Annotated in this window: 6 protein-coding genes; 4 read left to right on the top strand and 2 right to left on the bottom strand. The window is 69.7% G+C overall.

The annotated features are described in order from the left end of the window. Window positions 1-21: 21 nt before the first annotated feature. Together BN6_RS16315 and BN6_RS16320 are read left to right on the top strand one after the other, a co-directional pair. Complete coding sequence (locus BN6_RS16315) at window positions 22-5904, top strand: type I polyketide synthase (RefSeq protein ID WP_015100776.1); 5883 nt, start codon at window positions 22-24, stop codon at window positions 5902-5904. A gap of 397 nt (window positions 5905-6301) precedes the next feature. Then, window positions 6302-7849 (top strand): GMC family oxidoreductase N-terminal domain-containing protein, encoded by a 1548-nt coding sequence (locus BN6_RS16320; RefSeq protein WP_015100778.1) that lies wholly within the window; start codon window positions 6302-6304, stop codon window positions 7847-7849. Window positions 7850-8389: 540 nt separating this feature from the next. Here BN6_RS16320 and BN6_RS16325 read toward each other — a convergent pair. Both BN6_RS16325 and BN6_RS16330 read right to left on the bottom strand, forming a co-directional pair. Further along, the gene (locus BN6_RS16325; protein WP_084672674.1) at window positions 8390-9976 is read right to left on the bottom strand and encodes a PHA/PHB synthase family protein; all 1587 of its coding nucleotides are present in this window, start codon (window positions 9974-9976) and stop codon (window positions 8390-8392) included. Beyond that, window positions 9912-10820: an alpha/beta fold hydrolase gene (locus BN6_RS16330; protein ID WP_015100780.1), complete on the bottom strand. Its 909-nt coding sequence runs from the start codon at window positions 10818-10820 to the stop codon at window positions 9912-9914. Before BN6_RS16330 ends, BN6_RS16325 begins: the two co-directional genes overlap by 65 nt. 1745 nt (window positions 10821-12565) lie before the next feature. On the opposite strand from BN6_RS16330, the gene BN6_RS16340 reads away from it, so the two are divergent. Both BN6_RS16340 and BN6_RS16345 read left to right on the top strand, forming a co-directional pair. Then, window positions 12566-13576, top strand: a complete 1011-nt coding sequence (locus BN6_RS16340; RefSeq protein ID WP_015100782.1) for a 3-oxoacyl-ACP synthase III family protein — start codon at window positions 12566-12568, stop codon at window positions 13574-13576. Beyond that, the gene (locus BN6_RS16345; RefSeq protein ID WP_015100783.1) at window positions 13570-20832 is read left to right on the top strand and encodes a type I polyketide synthase; all 7263 of its coding nucleotides are present in this window, start codon (window positions 13570-13572) and stop codon (window positions 20830-20832) included. The genes BN6_RS16340 and BN6_RS16345 overlap by 7 nt, the downstream gene beginning before the upstream one ends. Window positions 20833-20972 lie beyond the last annotated feature (140 nt).

The raw sequence follows: 20972 nt of genomic DNA on the forward strand, positions 1-20972 counted from the left end.
CGAACCGAACGGAGATGGTTCATGACCGAGCAACGGCCCGGATCGCAGGTGCCCATCGCCGTGGTGGGGCTCGGCGCCCTGCTGCCCGGCGCGGTGGGGGTGGACCGGTTCTGGCGGTGCCTGGTCGAAGGACGTGACCAGATCACGGACGTGCCCCCGGACCGGTGGCTCCCGGAGGACCACTACGACCCGGACCCCTCCGCGCCGGACAAGACCTACGCCAAGCGGGGCGCGTTCCTGCCCCCGGTGAAGTTCGACCCGATCGCCTACGCCGTGCCCCCGAACCAGCTCCCGGCCACCGACAGCGCGCAGCTGCTCGGCCTGGTGGTGGCCGACCAGGCGCTGCGTGACGTCGGGTCACCGCTGTCGTCGACCACGCGCGAGCGGACCAGCGTCGTGGTCGGTTCGTCCGCGCTTCCGCTGTTGTCGCAGATGACCCACCGCTTGGAGCGCCCGGTGTGGCTGAAGGCGCTCCGGGAGACCGGGGTGCCGGAGGACGTGGCGCACCGCGTCTGCGAGCGCATCACCGAGCACTACGTGCCGTGGCAGGAGGCGACTTTCCCGGGACTGCTGGCCAACGTGGTGGCCGGCCGGATCGCCAACCGCTTCGACCTGCACGGCACCAACCACACCACCGACGCCGCATGCGCCAGCTCGCTGTCCGCGGTGTCCGTCGCGATGGCCGAGCTGGCGCTGGGCCGCGCCGACCTGGCGCTGGCCGGCGGCGTGGACACCCAGAACGGCATCGAGATGTTCCTGTGCTTCAGCAAGACCCCTGCCCTGTCGCCGAGCGGGGACTGCCGACCGTTCTCCGCCGCCGCCGACGGCACGATGCTCGGTGAGGGGGCCGTCCTGCTGGCGCTCAAGCGATTGACCGACGCCGACCGGGACGGCGATCACGTCTACGCCGTGATCCGCGGGATGGGTGCCTCGTCGGACGGTCGCGGCACGGCGATCTACACCCCGGTTCCCGAGGGACAGGCCCGCGCGCTGCGCCGTGCCTACACCGACGCGGGGTACGGCCCGGAAAGCGTCGGGCTGGTCGAAGCGCACGGCACCGGAACCAAGGCCGGGGACCGCGCCGAGTTCACCGCGCTGCGCGAGGTGTTCGGCGACGCCGGGGGAGCCGATCGGCAGTGGTGCGCACTGGGCTCGGTCAAGTCGCAGATCGGTCACACCAAGTGCACCGCCGGCGCCGCCGGTCTGCTCAAGGTGATCCTCGCCCTGCACCACAAGGTGCTTCCACCCACCATCAAGGTCGACCAGCCCAACGCCGAGCTGGACCTGCCCTCCAGCCCGTTCTACCTCAACACCCGGGTGCGGCCGTGGGTGCAGGCCGAGGGGACGCCGCGCCGGGCAGCGGTGTCGGGCTTCGGGTTCGGTGGTTCCAACTTCCACATCACCGTCGAGGAGCACGTGCCGGCGGACCAGGGCGGGGCCGCCGGCGTCTACCGCGCCGCGCCCACCGAGCTGTTGCTGTTCAGCGCCGACGACCCCGGGCAGCTGACCGCGCGGGTACGTGAGGCGGCCCGATCGTGCGCGGACGGCGACCTGCCGCTCCAGGCTCGCGACAGCCAGCACGAGTTCGACGTCGGGCACACCGCCAGGCTCGCCGTGGTCACTTCCGCCGGCGGCGACACCGTCACCGACCTGCTCCGGGTCGCCGACGCGGTGGACCGCGACCCGCACCGCCCGTTCAGCCTGCCGAGCGCCGCGCACTACGGAATAGGCGACGTGGAAACGGGAGGCGTGGCCTTCCTGTTCCCGGGCCAAGGTTCCCAGTACCTCGCGATGGGAGCGGACCTCGCGGTGCACGAGCCGTGCGCGCGTCGGGCCTGGGACCGCGCCGCGGGACTGCGGCTGGGGGAGGAGGCGCTGCACCGCGTGGTGTTCCCACCACCCACCTTCGACGAGCGCGGCGAGGCCGGGCAGCGGGAGAGGTTGGCGGCGACCGAGTGGGCCCAGCCGGCCTTGGCCGTGCACAGCCTCGCGCTGCTCGGCGTGTTGGATCGCCTGGGGCTGCGGGCGGACGCGGTGGCCGGGCACAGCTTCGGCGAACTGGTGGCGCTGCACCACGCCGGGGTGTTCGACGCCGACACCCTCGTCCGCTTGGCCCGCCGACGAGGCGAGCTGATGAGCGAGGCCGCCGTCCGCGCGCCGGGTGCGATGACCGCCGTCTCCTCGACCGCCGTGGAGGCCGAGACCGCCATCGTCGAGTTGGGACTTCGCCGGACGTTGGTCGTGGCCAACCGCAATGCGCCGCGACAGGTGGTGGTCTCCGGGGAACGGACCGCCTGCGCCGAGCTGGAGCGCGTGCTGGGGGAACGAGGGATCACCACCCGCCGGTTGGACGCTTCGGCGGCCTTCCACAGCCCGCTGATGGCGGGAATCGCCGGCCCGTTCGGCGAGTACGTCTCGGACCTCGCGATGGGGACTCCCGCCATCCCGGTCTACGGCAACACCGATGCCGGGCTCTACCCGCCCGACCCGGACGCCATCCGGCGGCGCATCACCGAGCACGTGCTCGCGCCGGTCCGGTTCGCCGAGCAGCTCGAGGCCATGTACGCCGCCGGAGCGCGCACGTTCGTCGAGGTGGGTGCCGGCTCGGTGCTCTCCGGACTGGTCGGGCGGGCCTTGGCAGGGCGGGACCACCTGGCGGTGCCCCTCGACCACCGCGACCGCCACGGGGTCACGGCGCTCCAAGACGGGCTCGGCCGCCTCGCCGCCCGTGGCGTCGCCCTGCGGTTCGACGCGCTCTGGGAACCGTTCGCCCTCGCCGGGGCCGACGGCCACGACGACAGGAGGAGGAAGCCTGTGATGACCGTACCGATCGACGGCGGCAACCACGGCAGGCGCTACCCCGTCACGGACGACCGTGCGCTGCCGCCGCCATCCGAGGCCGCCAGGAGCCGGGAGCGGGTGCCCGCTCCCGGCGACGGGTGGTCGGAGACAGCGCAGGACAGGCAGCGGCATGTGAGCGAGGTGCACGCGGAATACCTGCGCGCCCTGACCGAGGCGCACCTGGCGTTCCTGAGGTCGTCCGGCGCACCAGCGGCACCGGCTTTCGACGTTCCCGGCGCTGCGGCCGAAAGGAACCGCCCACCGCTCCCACCGCCCCACGGCTCCGTGCCGGACGGCGCTCGACCTTCGCCGAACGGGAGCACGGACGCCTCGACGCCCGATGTGCGACCGACGACGCCTGCCGATCACCTCCCGGTCCCCGCCCCACCCGTGGAACAACCCGTCCAGGAGCGAACGGCAGAGCACCTTTCCCACGCGGCCGGGCCACAGCCGGAGCCGGTCGTGCGCACTGAGCCGGACACCACTGTCCGGCAGCACCAACCCCCTGGGCACACCGGGAACGGATCCCGGAGCGCGGAAGTGGCCCAATTGGTGCTGGCGACGGTGGCACGGCTGACGGGCTACCCGGAGGAGGTCCTGGAGCCGGGGATGCAGTTGGAGGGCGACCTGGGCATCGACTCGATCAAGCGGGTCGAGATCTTCTCGGTGCTGCGCGAGCAACTGCCCACATCGACGGAGGGCGACACCGCGAACCTGGGTCGGCTCCGCACGCTGGCGGACGTGATCGACGCCGCCGGGGGACAAGCCGCGCAACGGCACGGGGAGGAGGTGGAGCAGGCGGGAAAAGCACGAGCCCCCGAAGGGGGCACCTCGACCGGCGGTGAAACCACGATCCCGCTGCGGCGACTGGCAGTTCGCGCCTGTGCCGCACCCGCCAGCGGCCTGGCGCTGCCAGGTCTGTCCGAAGGGCAGGTCGTCGTCACCGAGGACGGCACCGGAGTCGCGAGCGAGGTGGTCAACCTGCTCGCCGGACACGGGGTGCGGGCTGCGGTGGTGGACGAGGTTCCGCCGACCGCCCGCGGCGTGGTGTTCCTCGGTGGGCTGGCGGAGGTCGACCGGCCCGAGCAGTCGCACGCGGTGCTGCACGGCGCCTTCCGGGCTGCCAGGTCGGTGGCACGGGCGTTCACCGAGCACGGCGGTGTGTTCGTCACCGTCCAGGACACCGGTGGCGACTTCGGCCTGTCCGGGCGGTGCGGCACACGGGCCTGGCTCGGCGGGATCGCCGCGCTGGCCAGAACGGCGGCGCGGGAGTGGCCGGCCGCGGTGGTGAAGGCCGTGGACTGCCACCGCGGGGAGCGGAGCCCGCAACAGGTGGCCGCCGCCGTGGTCGGGGAACTGTTGGCCGGGGACACCACGACCGACGTGGGGCTCGGCGCCGACGGCACCCGCATCGTGTTGCGCGCCGTGCCCGCCGACCCCGAAACCGAGCCGTGCGACCGGCTCGGTCCCCACGCGGTGCTCGTGGTCAGCGGCGGCGCCAGGGGCATCACAGCCGTGGCTTTGCGGGCTCTGGCCGCCGCGCACCGGCCACGGCTGGTGCTGCTGGGGCGCACCCCGCTGGAGGACGAGCCCGAGGGACTGGCGGACGCGGTCGACGAGATCGACCTGATCCGCGCACTCGCTGTCCGCGACGGAGGACCCCCGGCCCGGATCGGTGCCCGCGCACGGCGCATTCTGGCTTCCCGGGACATCCGCCGGACCCTCGCCGAGCTGACCGCCGCCGGCTCCCAGGTCCGCTACCTCACCGTGGACGTGCGCGACCACGCCGCTCTCCGCGAGGCGCTGCACGACGTGCGTGCCCGATGGGGGCCGATCACGGGACTGGTCCACGCCGCCGGCGTGCTCGACGACCAGCGGATCGAGGACAAGTCCGAGGAGCGGCTGGACGCCGTGCTGAACACCAAGATGGCAGGGCTGCACGCCCTGGTCGAGGCGACCCGGACCGACCCGCTGTCGCTGGTGTGCCTGTTCTCCTCGGTCTCCGGGGTGTTCGGCAACGCCGGGCAGTGCGACTACGCGATGGCCAACTGCGCGCTCGACACCGTCGCCTCGGTCATGCGGGCCGAGCACCCCGGCCGGCTCGTCCGCTCGTTGGCCTGGGGCCCTTGGCGCGGTGGCATGGTGACCCGGGAGCGGGCACGCCACTTCGCACGCGCCGGGGTGACCCTCATCGAACCGGAGGCAGGCGCGGCTGCGTTCCTCGCGGAGCTGTCCACCCCCGTCCACGCAGACAGCAGGGTCATCCTCGACGCCGGGGACTTCCGCGCCCCCGCCGCAGCGTTGCGGGCGGAAGTCCGGGTGTCCCACCGAACCCACCCGTACCTGGCCGACCACGTGCCGCTGGACGTACCGGTCGTGCCCCTGGCGGTGACCCTCGACTGGTTCGTCCGCGCGCTGCGCGCCTGGAGACCCGGCACCGAGGGGCTGGCGCTCGAGGACGTGCGCGTCCTGCGCACCGCGTCCCTGTCCCGGTTCGACGGCCCAAGCCTGCGGTTCACCCTCGCCGGTGAGGAGAACGGGCGAGGCATGCGAGTCGAGCTGCGTGGCGATTCGGGTCGGGCGCTCTGCCAAGCCCAACTCGGCGACCTGCGCTCCCCTGGACCGCCGGACGACCCCGCCGGCCTCGTCCCGGTGGATGAGCCGATGGCCTACCGCCGACCGTCGTTCTTCCACGGACCGGCCTTCCACGCGGTGCAGCGGATCCGGCGGATCAGCGCGGCGGGGCTGGTGGCCGACGTCACGGGTGTGCGCGAACGCGGCTGGGCTGGAACTGACTGGCCCACCGACCCTGCGGCCACCGACGCCGCGCTCCAAGCGACGCTGCTGTGGGCCGAGCCGCTCCTGGGCACGAGCATGCTCCCCATGTACGTGGCCACCTATCGCCTGCACCGCCTGGGCCCGTTGCCCGACCGAGGACGGTGCGTGGTGCGAGCGGGGGTGACCACCGAGAACATCGCCCGCTGCGACGTGGTCCTCTTCGACGCCGACGGTGCGGTCCGGGCCGAATTGCTGGGCGTCGAGCTGGTCCGCCGTCCTCGCTGAACGCCGGGGACGGCTCGTGCGAACCGGAAGCCGAGCGGGAACAAGAGGTGTGGCGATGATCTGGACACACCACAAAGACGACCGGAACCAGGCCGGTGCGGTCGACCCGCTACGGGCCGCCGCCGGCTCGCTCCCGCGTCGGGCCGCGCGTGCCGGAGGCGGCGGCGAACCCGCGCGCCGAGTCCTGCCCAGCACTCCCACAGCCGCAAACCCCCTGCTGCGGCGTCGTGCCGGCGATCCCCACCAACGCAGAAGTCCGAAAGACCGACGGCACCGCCCTGACCCTCGCGTGCCGGCCACCACCGACCCGCACGCCCTGTGCTTCGCCCCGGCCGACGGCTGATCGGCCGCTCAGCCGGGAGCGATCCCGACCGTGACACGACAAGGAGGACACGACGTGGGCAACCGACGCACGACCACCACACCGACGGGCCGCGACCGCGTGGACCGCGAAGAGCAGCACGGAGCCGTCATCATCGGCTCAGGGGTGGGCGGCAGCGTGACCGCGTTCCGGCTCGCGGAAGCGGGCGTGGACAACCTGGTGCTGGAGCGCGGCCGCCGGTGGCCGATCACTCCGGCGGCGGACACCTTCCCGCGGTGGCCTTCCCCGGACAAGCGACTGCTCTGGGTGGGCGGCCGACCGCCGGTACCGCTGCTCTCCCAAGTTCCCTGGCTCGGGTCCGTCGCCGAGGAGGTCGCCGCGAAACTCCTCCCGCGATCCACCGGACTGCTGGACGTCCTACCGCACCGGAACCTCACCATGGTCTGCGGAGCCGGTGTCGGCGGCGGCACGCTGGTCTACGGCGGGATGTTGCCGCAGCCACGGGCCGAAGCGTTCCAGCGGGCCTTCCCACCGGAGCTCGACTACGAGGAGTTCGACCGGACCTACTACCCGCGCGCTCGCGATCGCCTTGGCGGCACCGAGTTCCCCGACGACCTGCTCGCCCGCTCCACCTACCGCTCGGCCGAGATCTGGCGCGATGCCCTGGTCGACGCGGGACTCCCCCTGGAACGAGTGACCAACACTTACGACTTCGACGTCGTCCGCGCCGAGCTGAACGGCACCGCGCGAGCCTCGGTGACCATCGGGCAATACCTGTTCACCGGGTGCAACAGCGGCGCGAAGCTGAGCATCGACCGCACCTACTTGGCGCGCGCGGAGGCGACCGGCCGGACGGAGGTCCGGCCGCTGCACGAGGTCACGAAGATCGGTCAGCACCCCAACGGCCGCTACCACCTGGTTGTCGACCACCTCGACATCCGCGGCACGGTGCTGGAGAGGGTGGGAATCACCTGTGACCGCCTCGTGCTGGCCGCCGGGGGCGTTCACACGCCCCGGATGCTGGTCACCGCCAAGGCGACCGGGCAGTTGCCCAGGTTGAACGAGTTCATCGGTGGCCAGTGGGGCACGAACGGCGACCAGATGTACGCCCTGAAGGTCAAGGCCATGCCCGCGGGCGGCCCGCACGGCGGACCACCGGCCTTCCTCACCCGCTCCGGCGACGGCATGGCCCTGGTGACCCACGGTGGCGCCGCAGGACTCGGGAAGTCGTGGATGCTCTGCCCGGGGATGGGCATTCCCGACAGGTTCGGGCGGTGGACGTGGTCCACGATCACCTCCAGGCCGCGACTGGAGTGGGCGCGGGGCAGCGACGCGAGCACCCGGCAAGCCACCAGGGACCTCATGCGCCAAGTGGCACGGAACATCGACGGCGGTGCCACCGTGCACGACCCGTTCGCCACACACCCCCTCGTCCTGCACCCTCTGGGCGGAGTCGTCCTGAACAAGGCCACCGACGCCTACGGACGTCTGCACGGCTACGACGGGCTCTACTGCCTCGATTCCGCCCTGATGCCGGGATGCACCGCCGCGGTCAACCCGGTGCTGACCATCGCAGCCGTGGTGGAGCGATGCCTCGACCACATCGTGGACGACTTCACATAGCCGGACACGCCTCTGCCCGGAACTCCGGTATGGACGATCGACGAGGCCGCGCTTCCTGCTCGTGGATGCCGCGACCGGAGGTCCTGATAGGAGCTGGTCGGCTCGGGTCATGTGGTTGGCGGTGACTTGTCGTAGCGGGTGGCCGAACCATGCGATTTCTTGATCTTGCAGAAGCAGCGTTCGACAGTCTTGCGCCGCTTGTAGCGCGCGGGTCGAAGAAGACCGGCCGTCCTTCGTGGAGCCCTTCTTCTTTCGGTGGGCCTGATAGTCGGCTCTCTTCGGGACCACGGCTGTGATCCGGCTCGAGCACGGCCTGGAAACGATCCTGAGGTCCGCCATAGCCACAAAACCAGCGGGGTTCGGCGGATACGAAGGGCATGTCGCGATCGACCCGGACGTCGAGATCGTCAACGCCACCGGGGTCACACCGGGGCCACACCGGGCAACAGCGGCGATGTCGAATCGCCGAGTTCGGCGACGCCTGCGCTGGCCGTGCCCGGCAAGCACCGCGTGGACCGTCTGTTCGGGATCGTCTAGCGGTCAGGTGAGAACGTACGGCCCGGGTGCCCGCTCCATCGGCGGATAGCGGTCACTGCCGAGCGGCGGTGGTGTGCGCCGTGGTCCCGCGCGCTCGGTGAGCCAGCGCATCCACGTCGGCCACCAGCTGTCGTGGTTCTTCGTGGCACCGGCCAGCCACTCGGGCGCGCCGGCGACGTCATCGCGTCCGCCAGTCCAGTAGCTCGTGCCGGAACCTGGGGCGGCCAAACCGACATGTCCACCGGTGGTGAGGTGAAAGCGCACATCACCAGGCAGCAGTCGCACGGTTCGGTAGGCGGATGTCCACGGAACGATGTGATCATCCAGTGCGGCTACAAGGAAGACGTCCTGGGTGACGTGATCGAGGCGGAGCCTCCGCCCGGCGAGTTCCGCGGTGCCGGCGGCGAAGGCGTTCTCCACGCACAGGTCTCGCAGCAGGTATTGCTGTGCCCGGTGGGGGACGTTGAGGGAGTCGCAGCTCCAGTACAGGATGTCATAGGCCGGAAGTGGTTCACCCATCAGCCAGTGGGCCCTCATCCTCGACCAGATCAGCTCTTCGGAACGGAGCAGGCGGAAGAACGCCTCGAGTTGCCGGCCGCCGGCGAAGCCCTGGGCGGTGCTCAGGGCTTCCACGAACCGCAGCGCGGGTCCCCGCAGCAGCCAACCGGTGGCGCCCGTCGTGGCGACCTCGGCGATGTCGTTGAAGTCGACGAGTGTGTTCAACGCGGTGATGCTCCGCAGTCTCGGCAGGGAGTGGTCGTCGTCCAGCCAGGCGGCGAGCATCAGTCCGATCAACCCGCCGAGGCAGGCGCCCGACAGGTTCACCTCGTCGGTGTCGGTGATGTCCCGGACGACTCCCAGGGCGGGGACCAGGGACTCCCGGAGGTAGTCGTCATAGCCGATGTGCCGCAGGGAGGAGTCCGGGTTCCGGTAGCTGATCACGAACACGGTGTGCCCGTGGTCGACGGCCCACCGCACCATGCTGCGTTCGGAGGTCAGGTCGACGACGTAGAACTTGTTGACCCACGGAGGTGAGTACAGGAGCGGGACGGTGTGGACGGTCGCGGTGGTTGGCTCGTACTGGATCAGCTCCATGATGTGGTTGCGGAAGACGACCCTGCCGCGTGTCGTCGCCAGGTCTCGTCCGACGGTGAAGGCGCCTCGGTCCACCGGTGACGGCAATCCGCCGTTGTGCCGGACGTCGGTCAGCAGGTTCGTCAAGCCCTGGACCAGGCTGCGGCCCCGAGTTCGGACCGCCTTCCGCAGGACGGCGGGGTTGGTGAGCAGCAGGTTGGGAGGAGCCAGCGCTCCGGTGGCCAGGTCCAGCACGAACCGTGCGGCGCGCAGGTCGCCGGGGGACAGCGGAAGGGCGTCCACCGCCTGCGTTGCCGCCCGCGTGGCCATCAGGTAGGTGTCGCGCAGGGCGCGGAGGTGGCGGTTGGACGTCCACGCAGGATCGCGGAAACGCGCGTCCTGCGCCGCAGCGCCAAGGGAGGTCTTCGCGGAGACGGCGGGGATTCCCACGTCACCATCCCCTCTCGGTGACCCGGTCGTCGTCACCCTCGTTGGGCGGCACGTCCAGCTCGTCACGGATGAACGGGCTGAGGAAGTCGATGAACTCGACGTGGCTGTCGAGGAAGCCGATGTGACCGCCTCCTATGAGCAGGGCCAACCGCCCCCTGGGGAGCTTCCGAACCGCGCGCACCGCCTGCCAGACGGGAAAAACATCATCGGTCACGCCCCAGATCACCAAGGTGGGCATCCGAAGTTCGCCGAGGCGGTCGACGATGTTGTAGCGGGGGCGTTGCCCGGCCGGACCGATGGCCATGCGTACCGTCCGGTAAGACGTGAACAGAACCGTCCGTGCTTGCAGTGCGAGACTCTGCTCGACCGACTCCCGCAGCGATACCCGCCAGGGCCGTCGCAGCTGGAGGGCGCCCAACAGCGCCAGTGCGATGTTGCCGCCGGGCAGCAGCAGCGCGGAGATCACCACGTTCTCGACCCAGGTGGGCGCCAGGGCAGCGGCAACGGCGAAGGGTGTTACCGCGCGGCCCAGTCCGGCGGAGTCCGCGAGCACCAGTCGGGTCACCCGTCCCGGGTTCCTCAGCGCGAATGTCGCCGCGATGAGGCCACCGGAGGAGTGCCCGAGCACGATCGCCTCGTCGATGGACAGCACATCGAGGAAATCAGCGAGGAAGGACACCATGCTGTCGAGCTCTACGTCGGGCTGCGGGCTCGTGCCGCCATACCCCGGGAGCGACACCGCCAGGACGCGATGGGTGCTCTGGAACTGCGCGACGATCCGGCGCCAACTCCTGAACGTCGTGAGGTTGCCGTGCACCAAGAGCAGCACCGGCCCCACGCCGGCTTCGAGGTAGGACGTCGACAGGCCCCGCACCAGCACGCGGCGCTCGTCGACCGTATCGGTCCTCACAGCGCGTTCCGCCTCTCCCTCGATCCATCACTTCCGGTGATACCGCGCGCACCACCGATCGCCGGGCCTGGGACATGCGGTCCGGCCGGCGTGCGCCCGGCGCCGAGAGCAGGACAGCTCGATGCGGAAGGCCGGGCGACATCCCTTCCTGCGGCATCGTGTCTGTGCCGGCGGAACGGTCGTCCGGGACGCGGTAGGCGCCGCCTGGGGTGAGCGCGTCACGTGGGGGCCGTCACCATGTCTGCTCAATCCGCCTGCCGAGTCGGTCACAGCGTCAACCAAACACGGCTTCTCCGGAAACCTGAAGGGCACTCCGGCCCGGGAGAAAGTGCTCCCTCGCCGGTGACCGACCCGTCCGCGCCCTTCCCGGACGGCGCGGAGAGGTAGCGCATCCGACCCGTCGTCCGCGATCGCTGGTCCAAGCTGTCCCTGTCGTGCAACCGTTTCCGCACATACTCGCGCAGTCGGTCCTCCTCGCAGCCGGCCGCCGACCACGCCCTCCCACCGCCGCACTGCTGGACAGCTCAAGGACGGCGAGCACTTCGGCATAGGGGATGAGCGCGTGGTGGGGGAGCGCGACGATCCGGTCGAGGGTTTCGACGTCCGGGACGATCCGCTACAACGGTTCGACGTACGTAGCCAGCGACCTGTCCGATACCCGGTGGGCGTTGGTCGAACCGATGGCTATGGCCTGGCGGGCCGCCCGGCGCGGGCCGGGAATTGCGGCACAGGCGCACGACTTGCGGGTCATTCCGAACTGGGCCGGGTGACGCGGCAACCGGTGACGCCCGAGAACGACGGCCAGGTCGGGCGTCTGCACCCGAGTCTTGAGACCGCTGCTGATCGCCGTCCATGTGAAGACTCGATACGTGGTGGACTTGAGAGTGGCAATCGAAGCCGTGCTCGAGTTCGTCGATCTGATGTACGGTCCCGAGTACTCCGCGTTAGCGCGACAGCTTCAGGAAAATTCGAACCTGTGCACCTGTGCGGCAGGCAAAGCGCTATTGGTCCATGATTGCGGCCTCCTGATCCGATGCGTGGTCCGAGTCACCGAGTAGCTGGCGAAATCGATGGCCGAAAGCTTGCCCTACCGCTTGCGTACAAAGATGAAAAAGGCCCGACGTGACGGCGCTTCGATGGACCCGAAGGAGGAGAGATCGGGCATCATGGTGATGGCCGTACCGCAGGTCGGATCTCCGCAGCCCGAGGTCGACCGGTCTTGTGCCCAACGCCGATCGAAAGATCGGATCGGTTGGAGGACCGGCATGGACGCGGGCTAGCGACGCGTCGGCAGCGTGACACTTCGGGGCTCGTCCAGTCTCCTCGGCTCTCCTTCGACGGACCACTTGATGAGTATGCGGTTGCTGAATGCAGGGTGGCATGAGTTGGTGCGATCGAGTGGGTATCGAGATGCAACGGCAGGCCGAATTTTCCTCATGTTCTGTGCCTGGCGTGGGCGATCCGACGGGCAAGCCCGAGTTTGGTTCGCATTTGAGGTCACCTGAAGTGATCTCTAAATTCACGCTATCGGGGAGTTGATAGTCGGCGCTGCAAGGCTGAGGATTGCACGATGATTGGTGCGGGATGTCGGATGCGGCTCGTGCCGCGGGTGCGCGAATGGCGGACATCGACCATGATTCGGTAGGGCGGTCCTCGGCTGACAGTAAGGCGGGTCGTTCAATTCGGACAAAGTGAGGGACTGCTGGGCTGACGGTCAGACTCTCGGTCCACGATGGAAGGGTTTAATGAAGCGGCTCAGCTCGCGGGTTACCGAGTTGGCGGTCCACCTGCCTGAATCAGTACTGTCCACCGAGGATCTGGAGCGGCGCCTGGCCGCACGAAATCCTCAAACGAAGATCCCGTACGGGATGATCACCAGATTGTCCGGCGTGCGCTACCGGCACATCGCCGATCCCGGTTGCGACAGCGTCGAGCTGGGTGTGCGGGCAGCGCGGAAGTTGTTCGACGAAAGTGGTCGGGACATAGCCGACGTCGATCTCATCTTGTTCGCCGCGGTGTCGTTGCCCATGGTCGAACCTGCCACCTCGCACGCGGTGGCCGCCGCGCTCGGTGCTCGCTGCCCGGTCTTCGACGTGCGCAACGCGTGCAACAGCGTGGTCAACGCGATGGAAGTCGCGGACTCCCTCATCCGGACCGAGTCCTATCGGACGGTGCTGATCGTCTGCGGCGAGCGGATCACGAACCTGATGAAGTGGACGGTCGGTGATCTGGGGGAGTACCTGGCCAACGGAGCGGCCTACACGGCGTCGGATGCCGGTGCGGCGTTGCTGATCGAGGCGAGCGATGAGCCGGGAATCCTGGGAGTCGGGTTCAGCGCGGAATCGCAGTCGTGGGATGCGGCGGTAGTTCCCATCGAAGTCGCCGCTGGCTCCCAGACCTTGCGGACCGGTGCCTTCAGCGTTGACGGGCTCCGGTTCGCCCGCGCTTTCGTGGAATCCGACTTGGGCGTGATACCGAAGAAGTTGGCCGAACTGGGTTTGTCGATGTCGGATCTCTCGGTGGTCTGCGTGCACCAGCCGGTGGAAGTGCTGACCCGCGTGCTGTGCGAGCGGCTGGACCTGCGTGAAGAACAAATGGTCAAGGTGATCGGCGAGCATGGGAACATGGCCGCCGCGAGCCTTCCGGTTCAATTGGCGCTGGCGATCGAGGCAGGACGGGTCCGACGCGGTGACCTGGTGGCATTTCTCGGCCTGGCCAGTGGCATGAGCTACGGGGTGGTGGTGATGAAGTGGTGAAGGTTGAGGGCGTGGCGTCGGTGCCGATCGCGGTGGTGGGCGCGTCGTGCAGGTTGCCCGGCGGGATCTCGACGCTGGACGAACTGTGGGCGGCCTTGACGGGCAAGTGCGATCTGGTGGGCGAGGTGCCGGTCGGGCGGTTCAACGTCGACCGGTTCTACGACCCGGACCCGGATCGTCCGGGCAAGACCTGTTCCATCGCCGGCGGGTTCCTGTCAGACCTCGAACTGTTCGACGCGGGTTATTTCGCGATCTCGCCGCGTGAGGCGGCGGCGATGGATCCGAAACAGCGCATCCTGCTGGAGTTGGCGGTCGAGGCCGTGGACGACGCAGGGATCGACCGCACCGTCTTGGCGGGATCGGACACCGCTGTTTTCGTCGGGCAGTCGGAGATGGGTTACGGCCTCGGGCAGACCCTGGAGCCCGCGCGGATAGGCGCGCACGCCATGCCGGGTGGCGCGTTGTCGATCGCCGCCAACCGGATCTCCTATGCGTTCGACCTGAGGGGTCCGAGCATGGCGGTGGACACCGCCTGCTCGTCGGCGCTGGTCGCGGTGCACCAGGCGTGTGAGGCGCTGAGGACCGGTGGCAGTGCGCTGGCCATCGCCGCCGGGGCCAGCGTCCTGGTCAACCCGCTCGACTTCGTCGGGTTCGCCAAGGCGGGAATGTTGTCGCCGACGTTCCGGTGTCGTGCGTTCTCCGCTGGTGCGGACGGCTACGTGCGAGCCGAAGGCGCCGGCCTGGTCGTGCTCAAGCGTTTGGACGACGCCCTCGCGGCCGGGGACCGGGTGCACGCCGTGTTGACGGCGACCGGGGTGAACACCGACGGACGAACGAACGGTCTGCTGGTACCGAGCGCTGAGGCGCAGGCGGCGTTGTTGCGTGACACCTACGCGCGTGCCGGAGCAGGTCCTGATGATGTGGTGTACGTGGAGGCGCACGGCACGGGAACCCCGGTCGGTGATCCGATCGAGTGCGCTGCCCTGGGTGAGGTGCTGGGCAGGCACCGGGCACAGCCGTTGCCCATCGGGTCGGTCAAGACGAACCTCGGGCACCTGGAGAGCGCGTCCGGCATGGCAGGCCTGTTCAAGGCGATGCTGGTGCTGCGCCACGGTGTGGTGCCGGCGTCCTTGCACGGGCTGCCGGCCAATCCCGACATCGACTTCGACGGGCTGGGGCTGTCCCCGGTGCACGAGCCGTTCGCGGTGGAGCGCGGGGTGGTCGGGGTCAACAGCTTCGGCTTCGGTGGCGCGAACGCACACGCCGTCCTGGCGTCGCCACCGGAGACCCCGCCGTCAATGCAGGGCGGCGGTTCGGTGCCGTTGATGGTGTCCGCGCGATCGGACGAGGCGCTGGCAACCGCAGTGGACGCTATGTGCGAACGACTGGAGCGTGGCTCGGCGGACGAGTTCTACGACCTGGCCTACACCAGTTGCCTGCGCCGTACTCCGGAGCCGCGCCGCGCCGTTGTGTTCGCCGCGGGTCCCGGCGAGGCGGCGAAGCGGTTGCGCGCCGTGGCGAACGGTGCACGTGATGCGGCGGGCGCGACGGGAGTGGTGGGGGAGCGGAACCGGGTGGCGTTCGCGTTCTCCGGCAACGGGTCGCAGTGGGAGGGCATGGGACGGCAGTTGTCGACCACCGAGCCGGCGTTCCGCGCGGCAGTGGTCGAGGTCGACGCCGCGCTGCGTCCCAGGCTCGGTTGGTCGGTGCTGGACGAGTTGGCCATTCCGCTGGGCGGGGTGTCCGACACCGCGATCGCGCAGCCGCTGCTGTTCGCGGTTCAGGTCGGGTTGGTCGCGGTGTTGCGCGAACACGGTGTCGAACCGGTGGTGGTGCTGGGCCACAGCGTCGGTGAGGTCGCGGCGGCTTACGTCGCCGGAGCGCTCGACTTGGACGCGGCGGCCGAAGTGGTCGCGGAGCGGAGTCGGGCCCAGGCGACCACGGCGGGTACCGGGCGGATGATGGCGGTGGGGTTGCCGCAGGCCCGCGCTGAGCAGATGCTCGCGGAGTTCTCCGGGCGGTTGGTGCTGGCCGCGGTGAACAGTGATCGCGACGTGACGATCGCCGGGGATGCCGACGCGATCGAGCAGTTCGCGCAGAAGCTGGCGGCCGACGACGTGTTCGCCCGTGAACTGGATCTGGACTACGCGTTCCACAGTCCGGCGATGGACGCCATCGAGCAGCGGCTGCGCGAACGCCTAGCGGCGGTGAACTCCGGGCCGCCGGAGATCCCGATGTTGTCGACGGTGACCGGGGAGCCGGTGCGTGCCGGCGACCTGGACGCCGACTACTGGTGGCGCAACGTTCGGCTACCGGTGAGGTTTGAGAGCACCATGTCCGCGTTGGAGGCTCATGACGTCGGGATCGTCGTGGAGATCGGTCCGCACCCGGTGTTGGCCCCGTACCTGCGTCGGGCCGGCTACCGGACACCGACCACGCTGGCTCGCGGCGAGGCGGGGACGCTGATCGGTGAGCGAGTCCTGGCCGAAGTGGTCGTCGCCGGCGGACAGGACCTCGCGCGGCACTTCCCCTACCGGGGGAAGGTGTGTGCCCTGCCCCGGTACCCGTGGCAGCGGGAACGGCACTGGCTGCTCCCGGCTGACCTCTGGGTGCGCACCAGCGGCGAGGGGCGGCTCGATCACCCACTGCTGGGCGAGCGCATGCCGGTGGTCGACCCCACCTGGCTCAACACCGTCGAGCCGTTCCGGACACCGTGGCTCGCCGAACACCGCGTCGAGGCGACCGTGGTCATGCCGGCGACCGGGTACGTCGAGATGGCACTGGCAGCCGGCCGACGCGCGCTCGGCGGACCCGTCGAACTCGACGGTCTGGACATCTTGGGCGCGATGGTGTTGTCGTGGGGCTCCGCGATGGACCACCGGACACAGGTGTCGGTGTCCGGTGAAGATGGTCTGCTGAACGTGTCGAGCCGGCCCGGCGACGTGGCGTGGACCACTCACGCGCGGGGACGGGTTCGCCCCATGGTCGCGGAATCGCCGTCGCGGGTCTGCGAACCGGGCACCCCGGCCGAAGTTGTCGGCCATGAACAACTGTACGAGGTGTGCGATCGCGCCGGCTTGGCCTACGGCCCCTTGTTCCGAGGCTTGCGCGGTCTCCGGGTCCGCGGCGGCGAGGTGTGGGCCGACTACGACTTCAGCGGATCGCAGGACGGGTACGAAGTCCATCCGGCGCTGCTGGACCTCGCCATGCAAGCGGGTATACCGCTGTTGCGGCTGGACGAGCCGGGCGCCCGCGGCTACCTGCCCTCGGCGGTCGAGCGGGTGCGGGTGTGGCGACAGCCTCCGCCGACCGGTCGGGTTCGAGTCGTCCTGCGCAGCCACGGCCGCCGCGAGTCGGTGTGGGACATCGTGGTCGCGGACGACAGCGGCGACGTCGCCGTGGAAATCACCGGTTGCAGGATGCGGTCGTTCGGCAAGGTGCTCGTCCCCGGACCACCGCGTTGGGAGACGGTCATGCGGGCGGCTCCCCGGCCGGGTACCACGGCGGCTGTCCCCGCCGCCGGGACCAGGGTGGCGCGATCTTCAGTGCCGGGCAGCAGGTCGCGCCAGCGCGACCTGCTGCTCATGGCCGGCGGTTGCGCCATCGTGGACACGGCACGGTCACTGCTGCCCGACCGCGACACGTTCACGACGGACGACTTGATCCGCGCCGGCGTGCGGGAGGAGTACCGCCGACTGGTCCGCCGCCTGCTGTCGATGGCGATCGCCCACGGGTGGCTGGCCGAGGACGGTGCGGACACCTGGCGACTGGTCGCGGCTCCGGACCTCCCGGCTGTGTACCGGAAGCTGGTCGACCAACCCGACCTGGCCGTGGCGTCGGCTCACATCCTCTCCTGCACCCGACGCCTGACCGACATGCTGTGTGGCCGGGAAGACGCATTGGAAGTCGTGTACGGCGACACCGACTCCATCGCCTACTTCCACGACCTGGCGCCCTTGACGCAGTTCGTGAACGTGGTGCTGCGGGATACCGCAAGGGCGATCGCGAGTATCTGGCCCGCCGACCGGCCGTTGCGCGTGCTGGAGGTCGGCGCGGGAACGGGCGGGGCCACCGGGTTCGTCCTGCCGGAGCTTCCGCCCGACCGCACCAGGTACGTGTTCTCCGACCTGTCCAGCGCGTTCTTCCAGGCAGCCCACGCCCGGTTCGACCACCTCGGGTTCGTGGAGTGCCAAGCGCTGGACATCAACGCCGACCCCGTCGAACAGGGGTTCACCGAAGGCGAGTTCGACCTCGTCATCGCCAGCAACTCGCTGCACGCGAGTCCGAACGCGGAACAGGCGCTGCGGAACGTGTCGCGGTTGCTGGCACCCGGCGGATCGCTGCTCGCGGGCGAATCCCACGACCCCGACACCCTGGCTCTGCCGTTCGGGTTGCTCAAGGGATTCTGGGCGGCGGACGACGACCCGTTGCGTGCCGATTCGCAGCTGCTGGCCTTGGACCAATGGACCACGTTGTTGACCGATACCGGTTTCACCGACGTCGACGCGGTGTTGGACGATCAGAACACAGGGTTCTCGGTGATCTCGGCCCGCTCCGCCCGCTCCCCTCAGGTCGAACACCGTCAGCCGGTGTCGGCGGTCACCGATGCTCACTGGCTCGTCGTGATGGACCAGACCGCAGACCGCGAACGCGCGGACGCCGTCCTGGCGGCCCTGCGCGACGTCGGGACCGCCACCGACCACGTAGTAGCGGGCCTGCCGCTCCCGGCAGGCGAGATCGACGGCGTCGTCTTCGTGCTCGGCGGCAACCCCTCCGACCTGGCGGACGCGACGACGCGGCGCGCCGCAGTGCTTCGTCAGGTCGCCGACCTCGCCGCTCGGCGCCCCCTCCTGCGACTGGCTCTGGTGACCCGACCGTCGGGCGTGCTCCCCGCCCCAGAACGTGCCGAGGAACCCGGCGACGCCCCCATGTGGGGCGCTGCGCGTTCGTTGGCCAACGAAGTCCCTTCCCTGCACGTGACGCGGATTTCGTGGGATCACGGCACGAACCCGACCGCGGACGCCCGGCGGGTGGTCACCGAACTGCTCGATCCCACCGGTGAAGACGAGGTCCTGCTGACGGCCGGCGGGAGGTTCGTCCCTCGTGTGATCAAATATTCCCCCGTCGCGTTCGAGCCCGCCGCCGGGTTCCGGCTGTCGATCTCCGAGCCCGGTCTGTCCGTGCGGTTCGGCTGGGAGGAACACCCGCCGCCGGAGCCCGGCCCTGGCCAGGTCGTCGTCGAGGTGGGAGCGGCGGCGCTGAACTACCACGACGTGATGCTCGCGACCGGGCTGCTGGCACCAGGTTCCGACACTCCGGAGAACACGGACAACCTCGCGCTGGGGCTCGAATTCGCCGGCAACGTCACGGCAGTGGGGCCGGGTGTCGAAACGCTGCTGCCCGGAGACCGGGTGTTCGGCCTCGGTCAGGCGGCGTTCGCCTCCCACGTGCTGGCCAGCGCCCACCACCTGGCGAAGGTGCCGGATCACCTGGCCTTCACCGAAGCCACGACCATCCCGGTCGCTTGGATGACCGTCCACTACGGACTGGACCGCCTCGCCCGGTTGCAGCCCGGAGAATCGATTCTCGTCCACGGGGCAGCGGGGGGTGTCGGAATCGCCGCCACCGAGTTCGCACTGCGGCGCGGCGCGACCGTGTTGGCGACCGCGGGCACCGAGCTCAAGCGCGATTTCGTGCGCGCTCTGGGGGCTCACCACGTACTCGACTCCCGGAGCACGCGATTCGCCGGCGAGGTGATGGCGATCACCGGAGGAAGGGGGGTGGACGTCGTCCTGAACTCCCTCGGCGGGGAGAGCCTCGCTCGCAGCCTGGAGACGCTGGCACCCTCCGGCCGTTTCGTCGAGATCGGCAAACGGGACATCTACGCGAACTCCCGGCTGGCGATGCGCCCGCTGGCGGACAACATCAGCCTCTTCGTGGTCGACATCGCCGACCTTCCCCGACACGACCCCCAGCGGGAGCACCAGTACGCCCGCGAGATGTTCGACGCGGCCTGCGGCGGCGAGTTCACCCCACTGCCCAACCGGGTCTACCCGGCCGCGCGGATCGGCGAGGCGTTCAAGCTGATGCAGCACTCCCGGCACATCGGCAAGATCGTCCTCTCCTTCGAGGAACCCGTACCCGTGCGTCCGCGGACGCGCCGGCCGGCACCGGATCCGGACGGGACGTACCTCGTCGTCGGCGGCCTGGGCGGATTCGGCGCGGCCACGGCGATCCGGCTCGCCGAGCGCGGAGCGCGCCATCTCGTCCTGGTCGGCAGGCGAGGCATGGATTCGCCGGAGGCTCGGCGAGTGGTGGACGAACTCGCCGAACGTGGAGCACTCGCTGTGGTCCACGCCATCGACATCACCGATCGGCACTCGGTGCTGAGCATGCTCGACACCATCGAACGGAGTGGCAAACCGCTGCGTGGCGTCGTCCACGCGGCGATGGTGCTGGAGGATCGGCCGCTGCTGGAGTTCGACGCCACGGCGTTCCGCGCCGCCCTGGATCCGAAGCTGATCGGGGCGCAACACCTGGACGAGTTGACCAGTGCGGCGAACTTGGACTTCTTCGTCCTCTACTCCTCTTGGTCGGCCCTGTGCGGTCTCATGACCCAGTCCAACTACAACGCCGGGAACACCTTCCTCGAGGCGATCGCCCGCAGGCGACTCAGGGAAGGCAAGCACGGCTTGGCCGTGGCGTTCGGGGCGATCGAGGATGTGGGCTACGTCGCGCGGGAGAACATCGGGAAGCGATTGGCAGTCCTGGGAGCGGAACCGATGTCGTCCTGCGCGGCGCTGGACGCGGTCGAGGACTTGATCGGACAACCGTGTTCTGAAGTCATCGCGGTAGGTGACATGGACGCCGAAGAATTGCGGATATCGATGCCGCTGCTGTCCACACCCCGCCTGGCCGCGCTCACCTCAGGCGCGGCGCAGTCGGAGGACGACCTGACCGCACTGCTGGACCGGATCCGGGGTTTGCCCGACGCCGACGCGTTGCCCCACGTCCTGGACGCGATGCTGGTCGAGATGGCCGCCGTGATGCAGACCACGCCGGATCGGATCGATGCCACGAAGAAGCTCGACGAGCTGGGGGTCGACTCGCTGATGGCGATCGAGTTCGCGGGGGGTCTGAGCAAGCGCTTCAAGTTCCAGTACTCGACTATCCAGGCGTTTCGCGCCGGAGGCGGACTTGTGGCGCTCGCCGACGACCTCCACCACCACCTGAAGACCTTGGCGGAGGCGCGATGACGTTGCGATGGACGCCGCACGAACCGGCGGAGCCGCCGGTGTCGCGAAGCCTGGTGCGCACTGGTCCAGGTCCGTCCGAGTTCGCCACAGCCGGTGGTGCCAACTGCCCTGCGCAGGCGATCCAGAAGGGGCGTGAGATG

It is taken from the genome of Saccharothrix espanaensis DSM 44229 (assembly GCF_000328705.1).
In the GTDB taxonomy this organism is placed as follows: domain Bacteria; phylum Actinomycetota; class Actinomycetes; order Mycobacteriales; family Pseudonocardiaceae; genus Actinosynnema; species Actinosynnema espanaense.